This window comes from Xanthomonas codiaei (assembly GCF_002939785.1).
GTDB classification, from domain to species: domain Bacteria; phylum Pseudomonadota; class Gammaproteobacteria; order Xanthomonadales; family Xanthomonadaceae; genus Xanthomonas; species Xanthomonas codiaei.
Genome location: NZ_MDEC01000008.1, coordinates 114,625 through 128,575, shown reverse-complemented (window position 1 = coordinate 128,575; position 13,951 = coordinate 114,625). Strand labels below are relative to the sequence as shown.

Annotated in this window: 9 protein-coding genes; 2 read left to right on the top strand and 7 right to left on the bottom strand. The window is 63.4% G+C overall.

The genetic code is table 11. The annotated features are described in order from the left end of the window. Positions 1-49: 49 nt before the first annotated feature. A complete protein-coding gene (locus XcodCFBP4690_RS08100) occupies positions 50-1,210 on the bottom strand; it encodes an N-acetylmuramoyl-L-alanine amidase (RefSeq protein ID WP_104540469.1) in 1,161 nt (386 codons plus the stop codon). 214 nt (positions 1,211-1,424) lie between these two features. Between XcodCFBP4690_RS08100 and XcodCFBP4690_RS08095 the strand changes: the two genes are divergently transcribed. Next, positions 1,425-1,655 (top strand): hypothetical protein, encoded by a 231-nt coding sequence (locus XcodCFBP4690_RS08095; protein WP_167394527.1) that lies wholly within the window; start codon positions 1,425-1,427, stop codon positions 1,653-1,655. 206 nt (positions 1,656-1,861) lie between these two features. Beyond that, entirely contained in the window at positions 1,862-2,332 is a 471-nt protein-coding gene (locus XcodCFBP4690_RS08090) for a hypothetical protein (protein WP_228962088.1), read from the top strand. Here the strand turns inward: XcodCFBP4690_RS08090 and XcodCFBP4690_RS08085 are convergent. The 6 genes from XcodCFBP4690_RS08085 to XcodCFBP4690_RS08060 form a co-directional block, all read right to left on the bottom strand. Further along, the gene (locus XcodCFBP4690_RS08085; RefSeq protein WP_104540467.1) at positions 2,286-3,824 is read right to left on the bottom strand and encodes an MASE1 domain-containing protein; all 1,539 of its coding nucleotides are present in this window, start codon (positions 3,822-3,824) and stop codon (positions 2,286-2,288) included. The genes XcodCFBP4690_RS08090 and XcodCFBP4690_RS08085 overlap by 47 nt on opposite strands. Before the next feature lie 333 nt (positions 3,825-4,157). Next, positions 4,158-5,585, bottom strand: a complete 1,428-nt coding sequence (locus XcodCFBP4690_RS08080) for a sugar porter family MFS transporter (protein WP_167394520.1) — start codon at positions 5,583-5,585, stop codon at positions 4,158-4,160. Between the two features lie 85 nt (positions 5,586-5,670). Further along, on the bottom strand, positions 5,671-7,008 hold the full coding sequence (xylA, locus tag XcodCFBP4690_RS08075; protein ID WP_104540465.1) for a xylose isomerase: 1,338 nt from the start codon (positions 7,006-7,008) through the stop codon (positions 5,671-5,673). Positions 7,009-7,041: 33 nt separating this feature from the next. Further along, positions 7,042-8,535: a xylulokinase gene (xylB, locus tag XcodCFBP4690_RS08070; protein WP_104540464.1), complete on the bottom strand. Its 1,494-nt coding sequence runs from the start codon at positions 8,533-8,535 to the stop codon at positions 7,042-7,044. Further along, positions 8,532-10,904, bottom strand: coding sequence for a glycoside hydrolase family 95 protein (locus XcodCFBP4690_RS08065; RefSeq protein WP_167394526.1), 2,373 nt, complete (start codon positions 10,902-10,904; stop codon positions 8,532-8,534). Before XcodCFBP4690_RS08065 ends, xylB begins: the two co-directional genes overlap by 4 nt. A 91-nt stretch (positions 10,905-10,995) precedes the next feature. Further along, the gene (locus XcodCFBP4690_RS08060) at positions 10,996-13,899 is read right to left on the bottom strand and encodes a TIM-barrel domain-containing protein (RefSeq protein ID WP_104540462.1); all 2,904 of its coding nucleotides are present in this window, start codon (positions 13,897-13,899) and stop codon (positions 10,996-10,998) included. Between the last annotated feature and the right edge of the window lie 52 nt (positions 13,900-13,951).

Genomic DNA, 13,951 nt, shown 5'->3' with positions numbered 1-13,951 from the left:
CTCGTCGATCAAAAAGTGGGAGTACGCGTCATACGCGAGCGGGGAAGGCCTAAGAGCGGCTGATGTGCTGGGCGTTGAGGGCGAAGTAGTCGTCGATGCCGGCGTGCAGCGTTTGCGCAAGCTCGTCCTGATGGCTGTCGCCGCACAGGCGTCGACAGTCGTCGCGATTGCTCATGAAGCCGGTCTCCACCAGCAACGACGGAATATCCGGCGATTTCAGCACCGCAAAACCGGCCTGCCCGACCTCGCCCTGATGCAGGTGCGTGACTTGCTGCAGACGCCCGAGCATCAACTTGCCGAACGCCACACTGCTGGCGATGGTGCCGCTCAACGACAGGTCGGCCAGCACCTGCGACAGCACCGGATTGCTGGGCACCCGCAACCGGCGCGCGGCATTGCCCATAGCGTCGGCAGCGTTCTCGCTATCGGCAATCCAGCGCGCCAGCGCCGAGCTGGCACCGTTTTCGGACAGGGCGAACACCGACGCACCGCGCGCCTGCGCATTCGGAGCCGCATCGGCATGGATGGAGACGAACAGATCGGCATTGCGGCGATGCGCGATCATGACTCGCTCGTGCAGCGGCACGAAGCTGTCATCGCTGCGAATCATGGTCGGCCGGTAGCGCGGATCGGTGGCCAGCCGCCGATGCAGCCGCCCTGCCACCGCCATGGCCACATGCTTTTCGTAACGCGCATCCGCGCTGACCGCGCCAGGATCCTTGCCGCCATGGCCAGCGTCGATGGCGATCACGTACGGATGCAGGCGCGAGCGTGTGACCGCTGCCGTCGCAGCAGCCGGATCCGCCGCGGGCAACGACGCAGCGCCGGGAGCGGCAGCAAGATCGAACACCAGCACGCTGTCCTCCCATCGCGCTGTGGCCGTCAGCGGCTGCGCCAGATCGAGCACGACGCGCAGCCCATCACCATGCGGGCCGCTGCGGATGGCGGTGACTGCAAAACCTTCGGGCACTGGATCCATCTGCGGTGCCTGCGTCGAAATACCCGACAGGTCGACGACCAAGCGCGCCGGATTGGACAAGCTGAAACTGCGGTAGGCGACCTGCGTACCCAGAGCGAGTCGAAGCCGCAGCCCTCCATCCTGACGCTGCAGGTCGAAGGTGCGCAGCCTCGGCAGCGACTGCGCATGGACCAGGCTCGGCGACAGCACCAAGGCTGCGCCTGCCAAACCCAAGACCTGCCGCCGCCTCATCGGGCCAATCCCGAAGAGCGGGCGCAGCCACCGCCCCACTTGGAGCATGGAAGGTCCGGCATGGTGAGTAGGCAAACAACACTCGGCAGCAAGGAACGCGACACAAGGTGACCAGAAGAAATGACAGATCAAGTGTTATAAAGTAACACTTTCGGCGCAAAATCAAGCCCACCGCGCACCGCCAATACCCCGACGTTCACTCTTACCAGAGAGCATCACGATATCCGCTGTCATCCCAGCCAGCTATAGCGCCTGGCGCCACTGCATCGAAGTCGACTGCGCCCAGCCACTGACCGCGCCTTTCATCGCCCAACGGCTCGCCAGCCTGCGCGATCCCAGGGAGCACCACACCCAGCAATTCCTGCGTCGCTGGGGCGAACCTCATCACCGGCGGGTGATTGCATGGTTTGAGCGTGCAGATGGCGAACTCAAGCCAAGTCGCTAGATAGCGCGCCTCAGCAACGTACATTGCGCTTGATCGGATAAGTCCAACTAACAGCTGACACGGTTAACTATTGCTCGCTGATCGGAGAACGGTATGCCGCAACGATTTTCTGCGACAAACGATCAACAAAATGTGCCATTCACCACGTAACGTATAGGCGCCTGAATCGCAGGCGGAGTTGCCCCATGCAGGGGGAAGGCAAAATCATGAAGAACGCAAAAATTTGGCTTATGGCTTTTTGCGCCATTTCTGGAATGTTGGCATCAGGCGTGACCATGGCTCAGTGCTGTGGCAATGGTGGTGTCGGCATACATGCAACGACAGGACTTGGCGATAGCAACCCCAAGGCTGCCAACCTGACCATGGACCCTTCGTTTGCCATTTATGAACTCCATCGTGATGGAGTGACATATCTTCAGATCAACGATGTAACGGGAGTCGTCCACGCAGTGGTAGCAAGAGTAGACAACGCACTCTGGACCTTGCCAATGGGCAAGGATGTAGAACGCGTCGTGTTGCCTGCAGCAAACAGGATTTCGGCAAGCACGAGTTCAAACAATCCGACGGTGGTTGATGCAACTCAGAGCGATCAAGCACGACTCGTCTACAAGACAAAGAACTTCACGGTGTTCAACCGGCGGGAAGCAACTGGGGAATACTGGATAGTCTCCCCCTGACTTCAACGGAGATGGGCTCGGCAACCATAAAGGTTAGAACCGAGGCATGGCGGCGGCGAAATATGCCGCCATGCGCTTTCAATCGCGCCTTCAGTTCGGCCTCTGCATCGTTTGTGTCGCACTTGGCCGCTTTAGCTGACGACGAATCCGAAATCACACGCAGCAAAACGCCTCTAGCACCTTTCCCTGTCCACGCACGAGCCTGGATGAAGTGTCTACCAGCCGATGGCAAGAGCTCAACACAATTTAGCGCACTGCGATAAGCGCTCAACTGTAGTTCCAGTGATAGTTTCCTACAGTCACCACGAAACACGCATTGAAACTGAGATTGGCAGAAACGTTCAAGCGCTGGCGAACGCAACGCCTGATACAGCCCATGTGTCTCGATTTCCAGCGGGTACAGCGCAGCCACATACTGCTGAAGCAATCGCGACTCAAGAACACCGACTCGCGTCATTTCCATCGCCACAGAATGTTGCCCTTTCAGCCTCAAATCGGCTACCACGTCTTTGCGCATCTTGTTGATCTGCACGTTGATATCCGAGTATTCGAGTACCCGATTGCGCAGCATGCGTTCAGCGCTGGAATAGCTCGCCCGGGCTAGCGTGAAGGCGTCATCTCCTGGCTGATTCGAAACCTTATCGCGGGCAGGCTCGCGCAAACGAGCATTGAAGACAAAAAGAGCTGTCGTGGTGACCGCATAAAGCAACTGGATACTAAAAACCTCTTGATCAAAGAACCCGATCTGATACACCCGAGGAAGCGAGAACTCAATTGCGAAGCTTGCCAATAGTGATCCAAGAGCGCCGCCTCTCCACCCATGCCTGAAAGTCAACACGACCATTGGCACAAGCATCGCAATCATCAAGATGTTTCGGGTCGATGGATCTTGTGAAACCCCCAACAAGAAAAACAGGCTTAGAATAACAGCTACCGCGATTGCGAGATCTCGTTGAAGAGTCAGGCGTACAGGACCATCGTTCCAGTTCGACCACAAGATCGCAGGAAGAACCAAGACCAGCATGCCCAGATAGCTGCCCGACCAATAGCGCAATAGCAGGTCAAGCACGGGGTCAGCCCGCGGTCCGCCTAGGGTCGAATTTAATACCAAGCTACATATAGCATTCCAGAGAGCCACGACAAGAACAGCAGGAATAAACCATTGCTGGCTTTTGACAATGTGAGGGACCTGGTACCGAAGCAGGCCAATCGCCCCAGCAATCAAAGGCGCATGCAGGAAGGGACTCAGATATGACCATAATGGATTGAAGCCTTGCAATTCTCCAAGCGGAATACGCAAGAACAACATTGCCGCAGCGTCACCTGCCAACAGAAAAGGCCATTCACGATAAGGCCGGAAGAGCAAGGTGACTACACGCAAACCAACCGGCAGATACCATTGGTCGATCGACAAACGCCAAAGCATCAGAAACACCAAGCAGTAGCACACGCTGATCAGCATGCCCCTGACAAGCTCTTTAGCTACCGCCATACCACCGCTCCTTGGTCCCACGATTCGCCCTAGTTTGGAGGGAAACTGCCTACTGGAGTATAGCGGTGGCGCACAATTTGCAAAAAGAGCCGGTGCACTTCCAGGCGGTTATCGCCGTTGAAGATGTGCATTGCACTTTGCTGGTGCGTTGGGCCACGCGGAATCAAGCGGCCTGACACAGCGCAGGCCATCACTGCAGGCAGTCGAGGCGCCTGAAGCGATGCAGGTATGCGGGACTTTGGAAAGACCTCATGCGGGATCATTAACGAAGAAGGCCGCGCAATGCGCGGCCTTCTTCGCTTCCCATGCCGATATCGGCACAACGCACTGAAATCAACCCTCCATCTGCTCCAATTCCTTGCCCTTGGTTTCGTAGACGTACTTGAGCACGAAGAACACGGAGATGAACGCGGCGACGGTGTAGATGCCGTAGGCGCCGGCCAGGCCGATGCTGCCGAGCAGGATCGGGAAGCTGACGGTGATGGCGAAGTTGGAGGTCCACTGCGCGGCGCCGGCGATGGCCAGGCCCGAGCCGCGGATCTGGTTGGGGAACATCTCGCCCAGCATGACCCACATCACCGGGCCCCAGGAGGCGTTGAAGAACACCACGTAGACGTTGGCCGCCACCAGCGCCAGCATGCCCATGGAATCGGACATGGCGAGCTTGCCGTTGGGGTCCAGCGAGGCGGTGGCGAACGCGTAGGTCACCAGTGCCAGCGATACCGCCATGCCGGCCGAGCCGATCCACAGCAGCGGCTTGCGGCCGATCTTGTCCACCAGCATCACCGTGACCAGGCAGGCACCGATGCTCAGGCCGCCGGAGAGCACGTTGATCAGCAGTGCGTCCTGCTCGGAGAAGCCCACCGCCTGCCACAGCACTGCGCCGTAGTAGAACACCACGTTGATGCCGACCAGCTGCTGGAACACCGCCAGGCCGATACCGATCCAGACGATGGGGCGGATCTTGCCAGTGGCCTTGTTGATCAGGTCGGAGAACTTGGGCTTGTGCTGGTCGGCCGACATCGAGGCGGAAATCTCGCTCAGCTTGGTCTGCGCGGCCGCGTTGCCGTACAGGCGCTTGAGCACCACCAGCGCCTGCTCGCGGCGGCCCTTGACCACCAGAAAACGCGGGCTCTCAGGGATGACCAGCAGCAACACCAGGAACAGGACCGAGGGAACTGCCTGCATCCAGAACATCCAGCGCCAGGCGGCCTGCCCCGCCCACAGCGGCTCGGTGGAGGCACCGGCGGCGTTGGCCAGCAGGTAATTGCTCAGGAACGCGCAGAACAGCCCGCTGATGATGGCGATCTGCTGCATGGTGGCCAACCGACCGCGATAGCGCGCCGAAGCGACCTCGGCGATGTAGGCCGGCGAGATGACGCTGGCCGCACCCACCGCGAAGCCGCCCATGACGCGGGCGAAGATGAAGAAGCCAGAGCTGTGCGAGGCGCCGGCACCAATGGCCGAGAGCAGGAACAGCGCGGCGGAAATGATCAGGACCGCACGGCGGCCCCAGCGGTCGGCCAGGCGGCCGGCAAAGAAGGCGCCGATGGCGCAGCCCAGCAGCATCGAGGCGACCTCGAAACCGGTCTCGGCGGCGGTGGAGTGGAAGGTCTGTTTCAGGCCATCGACGGTGCCATTGATCACGCCGCTGTCGAAGCCGAACAGGAAGCCGCCGATGGTGGCCACGCAGCTGATCAGGATGATGAAACGGGTGTTCTCGCCGGCATCGGGGGCGCCGTCAATGGAAACACTGGACATGGGTTCACCTGGGAACATGCAAGGGAGCGGCCACGGGGGTGGGCGCCATCGGCTGGCGACGCAATGCGCCGCCAGCCACGGGACATCAACGCGTCAGATACTGATTGATCAGGTTTTCGTAGGCTTCCTGGCGGCCGCTGATCTGCGTGGGCGCATGGCCGGCGGCGTAGCTGGCCAGGTCCGCCAGCGTGCTCTTGCCCGCCGCAAAATCCGCACCGGCACCGCTGTCGAAGCTGGCGTAGCGCTCGGCGCGCCAGGTTTCCAGCGGCGAGGAGGTCAGCAGCGCATTGGCCACTTCCAGCCCGCGTGCGAACGCGTCCATGCCGCCGATATGCGCCAGGAACAGGTCCTGCGGGTCGGACGATTCGCGGCGCACCTTGGCATCGAAATTCAGCCCGCCCGGTGCCAGCCCGCCCTGGCGCAGCACCACCAGCATCGCGCCGACGGTATCGTACAGGTCGGTCGGGAACTGGTCGGTGTCCCAGCCGTTCTGCGGGTTGCCGCGGTTGGCATCGATGCTGCCGAGCAGGCCGGCATCGGAGGCGACCTGCAGGTCGTGCTCGAAGCTGTGGCCCGAGAGCGTGGCGTGGTTGGCTTCGATATTGAGCTTGAAGTCCTGGTCCAGGCCGTGCTGACGCAGAAAGCCGATCACCGTGGCGCTGTCGAAGTCGTACTGGTGCTTCATCGGCTCCATGGGCTTGGGCTCGATCAGGAAGTTGCCCTTGAAGCCGATCGCGCGACCGTAATCGCGTGCCAGGGTGAGGAAGCGCGCCATGTTGTCCTGCTCGCGCTTCATCTGGGTGTTGTGCAGGCAGGCATAGCCTTCGCGGCCGCCCCAGAACACGTAGTTTTCGCCACCCAATGCAACGGTGGCATCGATGGCGGCCTTGACCTGCACCGCCGCACGCGCGACCACGTTGAAGTCCGGGTTGGTCGATGCACCATTCATGTAGCGCGCATGCGAGAACAGATTGGCGGTGCCCCACAGCAGTTTGATGCCGGTGTCGGCCTGGCGCTGCTTGGCGATGCCCACCATGTGGGTCAGGTTCTTTTCGTACTCGCCGATGTCATCGGCATCCGGCGCCAGGTCCACGTCGTGGAAGCAGTAGTACGGCACGCCGAGCTTGGTGAAGAACTCGAAGGCGGCATCGGACTTGGCTTCGGCACGTGCCAGCGCGGTATTGCCCACATCCCACGGATACGCACGCGTGCCCGGGCCGAACGGGTCGGCGCCATTGCCGCAGAAGCTGTGCCAGTAGGCCACCGCAAAGCGCAGGTGCTCGGCCATGGTCTTGTCGCCGATGGTCTTGTTGGCGTCGTAGACCTTGAACGCCAGCGGGTTGTCCGAATCGCGGCCTTCGAAGCCGATCTTGCCGATGCCGGGAAAGTATTCCTTGGCGCCGATGTAGACGGTGTTGCTCATGGGGTGTGATGTCCTTGGTTCTGGGGGAGTGAATCAGTCAGCGTAGAGCGGGCTGACAACGTGCAGGTGCTTGAGGAAGGTCTGGTAATGCTGCTGGTAGCGGGCCACGCGCTGCGGATCCGGCTGGGCGGCCAGCGCGGCGTCCACCTGCAGGTGCTCCAGCACCACATCCGACAACGCATCGGTGCCACCGTCGTCGCGGTCGCAGGCCCATAGCGCCTGCAAGGCGGCACCAAAGGCGGCGCCCTCGGGCTGGGTCGGCACCACGACCGGCAGGTTGAACACGTCGGCGACCATCTGCCGCCACTGCGCGCTCTTGCTGCCGCCGCCGGTGAGCAGGATGGTATCGAACTGCAGGCCGGCAGCGACGAAGGCATCGAAGCCATTGCGCAGGCTGTAGGTCGCCCCTTCCATCGCGGCGCGATAGAAATGCGCAGCGGTGGTGTTGTGCAGATCCATGCCGAACAGGCAGCCGCGCGCATCGGGCAAATTGGGCGTGCGCTCGCCGTTGAAGAATGGCAGCAACACCAGCCCGTCGGCGCCCGGCGCGGTGTCGGCGATCATCGCTTCGGTCTGCTCGCGGGTGATGGAGAACATGCGCATCACCGCTTCGGTGGCGACAGTGCAGTTCATGGTGCAGATCAGCGGCAGCCAGCCGCCGCTGGACGAGCAGAACGCGGCCCAGCGCGCCTCGTCGTCCACCACCGGGTGATCGGCGTAGGCGAACAAGGTGCCGCTGGTGCCCAGGCTCATGGTGAGGCGGCCCGGCACCACGTTGCCGGTACCGATGGCGGCCATCATGTTGTCGCCACCGCCGGTGGTCACGCGCACGCCGGCCGGCAGGTTCAGCGCCTCGGCCGCCGCGTCGGACAAGGCATAGACCGCGCCGGTGTCCACCAGCGGCGGCAGTGCGGTACGCAGATCGCGCTGCGCATCCACCGCACCGAGCATGCGCTCGGACCACTGGCGCGTGCGCACATCCAGCCAGCCGGTGCCGGAGGCATCGCCGACTTCGGCAAAGCGCTCGCCGGTGAGCCAGAAATTGATGTAGTCGTGCGGCAGCATCACCGTGGTCATGGCCGCGTACGCATCGGGGCGATGCTTGCGCGTCCACGGCAGCTTGGATGAGGTGTAGCCGGCCAGGATCGGGTTGCCTGCGGCCGCCACGCTGCCTGCCGCGCCACCCACGGCGTCCATGATCTCCTCGCATTCCAATGCAGTGCTGGTGTCGCACCACAGCTTCACCGGCGCGGTAACGCTGCCGTCGGCAGCCACCGGCACGAAGCCGTGCTGCTGGCCGGACACCGAAATGCCGCGCACCTGCGCGCGCTGCCCGGCATCGAGCTGCGCGAAGCAATGCACGATGCCGTCGATCCACCACTGCGCCTGCTGCTCGCGGGTGCCATCGTCGCGGCTGATCAGCTCCATCGGCGCTGCGATGGTGGCGACCACGGCGCGGTCCTGCGGATCGTAGGCCACCAGCTTGACGCTCTGCGTGCCCACGTCCAGTCCTACGTACAAGCTCATTGCTTCACCAATCGGTTGTTGTTGAGTCCCACCTGCTGGGTGCGGCCCGCGCCCAGTTCCAGGTCCAGGGTCTGCCCTGCGTAGGACAGTTGATAGCGCCCGCCACGATCGCTGTGCAGGCGTGCCTGCTGCAAGCGACCGCCATCCCATTCCAGGTCGATGCTGGCACCGCCGCGCACGCGCAGGCCACGCACGCTGCCGCGCGGCCAAGCGCTGGGCAGGGCCGGCAACAGAAACACGCTGCCGCCCCAGCTTTGCAGCAGCATCTCGGTGATACCGGCGGTGCCGCCGAAGTTGCCGTCGATCTGGAATGGCGGGTGTGCGTCGAACAGGTTCGGATAGGTGCGCTCGGGCGAGATCAGCAATTGCAGGATGCGATACGCATGCTCGCCGTCGGCCAACCGTGCCCACAGATTCAAGCGCCAGCCGATGCCCCAGCCAGTGGCATTGTCGCCACGGATTTCCAGCGAACGCCGTGCGGCAGCGGCGAGCTCGGGCGTATCGCGCAGATTGATCTGGCTGGAAGGATGCAGCGCGTACAGATGCGAGACGTGGCGGTGATGGATCTCCGGCGCGTCCATATCCCAATCCTGCTGCCACTCCTGCAACTGCCCGGCCTTGCCGATGCGGTTGGGCGGCAATTGCTCGCGCAGGCGTGCCAACTGCTGTGCCAGTTCGTCATCCACGCCCAGCAGCTTGCCCATGGCGATGCATTGCGCAAACAGGTCGCGCAACAGCTGCGCGTCCATGGTGGGACCTGCGCACACGGCCGCGCCGAACGGGTGCTGGTTTTCCGGCGACATCGATGGATTGGTGACCATCGCGCCGGTTTGCGGGTCGCGCACCAGGGTAGCAACGAAGAACTCGGCTGCGCCCTTGAACAGCGGGTAGATCCTGCTCAGGTACGCCCGGTCGCGGCCATAGTCCCAGCGGTCCCACAGCTGCTGCAGCAGCCAGACCCCGCCCATCGGCCACAGGCTCCACTTGGCACCGTCGATCGGCCCGGCCTGGCGCCACAGATCGGTATTGTTGTGCACCACCCAGCCCGGCGCGTCGTACAACTTGCGCGCGGTGTGCGCGCCGGTCTGGGCCAGGTCGAACAGCATGGATTCCAGCGGCTCCACGCACTCGTGCAGTGCGTTGGACTCGCTGGGCCAGTAGTTCATCTCGGTGTTGACGTTGATGGTGTACTTGCTTTCCCACGGCGGCTGCATCAGGTCGTTCCAGATGCCCTGCAGGTTGGCCGGCTGGGTGCCGGGCCGCGAGCTGCAGATCAGCAGGTAACGGCCGTACTGGTGGTACAGCGCCGCCAGGGCCGGATCGTTGCCGGTGGCGAACCGCTGCACGCGTTCGTCGGTGGGCAGGCGTGCGGCCTCGCTGGTACCCAGGTCGATCGCCACGCGCCGGAACAGGCGACGGTGATCGGCCAGGTGGGCGCGCAGCAATGCGGGGTAATCGGAGTTAGCGGCCTTCTGCAGGCTTGCTGCGGTCAACGCCAGCGGATCGCCATCCACCGCATCGAACCGTTGGAAACTGGTTGCGGCCGTCAGCAGCAACACCACTTCATCGGCAGCGTCGAAACGTAGCTGGTCGCGCACATGGGTGACGGTGCCACCGGTGACCTTCGGCACTACGCGCAGGGCAAAACGCAGCTTGCCGTCGATACCGGCAAAGCCACCGTTGCGACCACTGAACAGCAGGCCGCCCTGCTCCACCGTGACCTCGCCGCCCTGCGGGCTGTCGATGCCGACCCGCAACGAAATGCCGCCCGGCCGATCGCAGGACAGACGCACCACGATGCATTGCGCCGGCGCGGAGACGAACACTTCGCGCCGATGCAGCGCACCACCGGAGCGGAACGTGGTGGTGGCCACCGCCGTGTCCAGATCCAGCTGGCGGCGGTAGTCGCTGATGCCATCGGCACGATCGAAATCCAGCAACAGATCGCCCAACGGCTGGTAAGGCATTTGCTTGAGCGGGCGCGACAACAGCTTGGCGTCGGCCAGTTGCTCGGCCTGCGCATAGCGGCCGGCGAAGATCAGCGCACGCACCTGCGGCAACGCGGCCAGACCCTCCGGGCTGGTGGAATCGTAGGGCCCGCCCGCGTAGAGCGTGTCTTCGTTGAGTTGCAGGCGCTCGTGGGCAATACCGCCCCACACCATCGCGCCGAGCCGGCCATTGCCGACCGGCAGGGCCTGCACCCATTCGTTGGCCGGTTCGCGATACCACAGCTGCAGGGCGTCTGCCGGCGCCACGGCCGGCAACCCCGCGTCGCTGCCGGAGCGTGCGGCCTCTGCGGCCACCGGTGCGGCACCCAGGACCGCAAGCGCGGCCCCGCTGGCCTTGCACAGTTCGCGCCGGGTCAGCACGGCCACCGCCGTGCTGCCTCACCGGACCCGCCCGCGACTGCCTTGCGGCGTTCCGGCATCTGCTCGCTCATCGACTGAAGACAGCCTGCGATCATCGACGACGCGCTTTGCCGGACGCAATCTTGCGCTGCAACACGCTGACCGGCTTGCCGTCGTACTGGATGCTGGTATCGGACTTGGGCTCCAGCGCACCGGCATCGCTGCGTGGACCATCGACGAAACGCACGTTGATGGTGCGCTTGGCCTGCATGCCGGTCCAGCTGCCCTCGCGCTTGCCGATGCTCAGCTCGCCCTTGGCCTGGTTCCAGACCAGCGGGATGCGGCTGAAATCGCCCTTCTCGTAGCCATAGCCCTTGCCGTCATCCTCGTACAGCGAGAACGCACCATCGGCACCGGTGTAGACCACCACGGTGAGCGCTGCATCCGGCGTCTGGTCCACGTATTCCTGCACCGGGCCGGTCGGCACGATGGAGCCGGCACGCACGAACAGCGGCATGCGTTCGATCGGCGCGGCCGCTTCGATGCTCTGGCCGCCTTCGTAGCGCTTGCCGGTAGCGAAATCCAGCCAGCTGGTGCCGGCCGGCAGGTACACCTGGCGCGAGGTGGCGCCGAAGCGGGTCACCGGTGCAACCAGGAACGCCGGTCCGAACAGGTACTGGTCGTTTATGTCGCGCACCTTCGCGTCATCCGGGAAGTCCATCATCATGCCGCGCATGATCACGCCATCGCGCTGATAGGTATCGCCGGCCAGGCTATAGATGTACGGCAGCAAGGCGTAACGCAGGCGGTTGTAGTAGGCCATGCTCTCGTAGAACGGCGTGCCTTCCGGGGCGATGTTCCAGATTTCGCGGTACGGGAACTGGCCATGCGAGCGGAAGATCGGCACGAACGCACCGAACTGGAACCAGCGCGTATTGAGCTCGCGCCATTCGGGCAGGTGCGCAGGATCCTGGTTCTCGTAGCGCTTCTCCACCGCGAAACCGCCGATGTCGAAGGTCCAGTTGGGCAGGCCCGACAGCGCCATGTTGACGCCCGCGGAAATCTGGTCGCGCATATCGTCCCAACGCGACACGATGTCGCCGCTCCACACCGCCACCGCATTGCGCTGGGTACCGGCGTAGCCCTTGCGGGACAGGATGAACACGCGCTTGTCGTCGGCCGCGCGGTCGCCCACGTACACGCCGTGGGTGTGCGGCAGCGGGTACGAATTGAAGTACTCGGTGGACGTGCCCAGCGCGTTGGGCGTGGTGCGCGCCTTGCGCTCGCCGATGTCCAGGTTGGAATGCACGTCCGGTTCGTCGGCGTCCATCCACCAGGCATCGAAGCCCTTGCTGTTGAGCTTTTCGTTGACCTGGCGCCAGAAGATGGCCTGCGCCTTCTCCGAGTACGGGTCGTAGAACGAGTTCTTGTAACCCTTGCCGATCCAGTCCAGTTCGCCCACTTCCACATTGCGCTTGAACATGAAACCGGCGGCATCCAGTTCCTTGTAGTTGGCGGTGGTGGGATAGAACTTGGGCCAGATCGAGATCATGATCTGCGCGTGCATGTCGTGCACGGCCTTGACCATGCCGTCCGGATCCGGGAAGTGCTGCGGATCGAAATCGTGCGAGCCCCAGGCGTTTTCCGGCCAGTACGACCAGTCGAGCACGATGTTGTCCAGCGACAGCTTGCGCTTGCGGTATTCGGCCACCGCGCCCACCAGCTCGTCCTGGCTCTTGTAGCGCTCGCGGCTCTGCCAGAAGCCGTAGGCCCACTTGGGCAGCATCACCGACTTGCCGGTGAGCTCGCGGTAGCCGGCCACGGCCTGGTCGTAGGAATCGGCGGAGACGAAGTAATAGTCGATCATCTGGCCGGCTTCGGACCACAGCGACAGGTCTTTCGCTTCGGCGGCCGGCAGCGGATCGCGGTGCAGCAGCGCGATGTAGCTGGGATCGATAAGGTCCCATTCGATCTTGACGGTGTGGCGCTGGCCCGGCTGCAGATCGAGGGTGAACTCATGATTCCACGGGTTCCAGTTCTGGCGCCAACGATCGATCACCAGCTTGCCGTCCACGTACAGCTTGGCGTACTCGCTCGAGTACAGCGAGAAGCTGTGCTCGCCACCGGTGAGCGCTTCGATCTCGCCCTCCCAGCTGACCTGCATGCGGCTGTCCTTGTCCTTGGTGATCGCCTTCTTGGGGAACTTGGTCAGGTCGCTAAGGTACTGGTAGTTCACCTCCTTCTCGCGACGCTCGAGCACCTGCTTGCCGTTGATGGCATAGCGTGCGGTCAGCGCACCGGCCTTGCCCTTGGCGTCGTACAGCTTGAGCGTCTTGGGCAGCGGCTGCAGGCCGCGTGGGTCGCCCAGACGGCTGATCGAGTTGTTGTCCCACAGCAGGCCGTAATTGCGGCTGGACACCAGGTAAGGCACCGCCATGTCGATGTTGTTCTGCTGCAGTTCGACGTTGCGGCCCTTCTGGTTCATCCAGCCCTGCTGGTGCTGGCCGAAGCCGTACAAGGCTTCGTCGTCGGGCGACTGGAAGCGCTGGCGCACGCTCAGATACTGCTTGCCTTCGACCTTGAGCGGCGCAAAGCTGCGCCCGCCCGCCACTTCCGCCAGCACCGGCTTGCCGTTGGCATCGGCGAAGCTGACATGGCCATCGACGGTGGACACGGTGGCGGTGACCTTGCCGGTCTTCAGCTGCACGCTGTCGCCCTGCTCGGCCAGCTGGAACGCGGTGTCGCCCTGCACCGGCACGCGCATCAGGCTGGGGCTGCGCGCGAAGTCGCCATCCGGATCGGCGCTGACGCGAATGATGCCGGCATCGACCACCTGCAGCCGCACCGGTGCGGCGCCCTTGGTGCTGGGCACCACGGTGACGCCATCGGCGGCCTTGCGTACTTCCTGCGCGTGCGCGGCATTGGCCAGCAGGGCCAGCGACAACGCCAGGCAATGGGCAAGCGGTGTACGTCGATTGGCAGGCGCGGGGCCGGCGGAACGGATGGTGGTTTGCATGGTCACTCCCTTTGAATGTCGAATCGCTGCTGCGGGGGCGGCAGCGCATGGC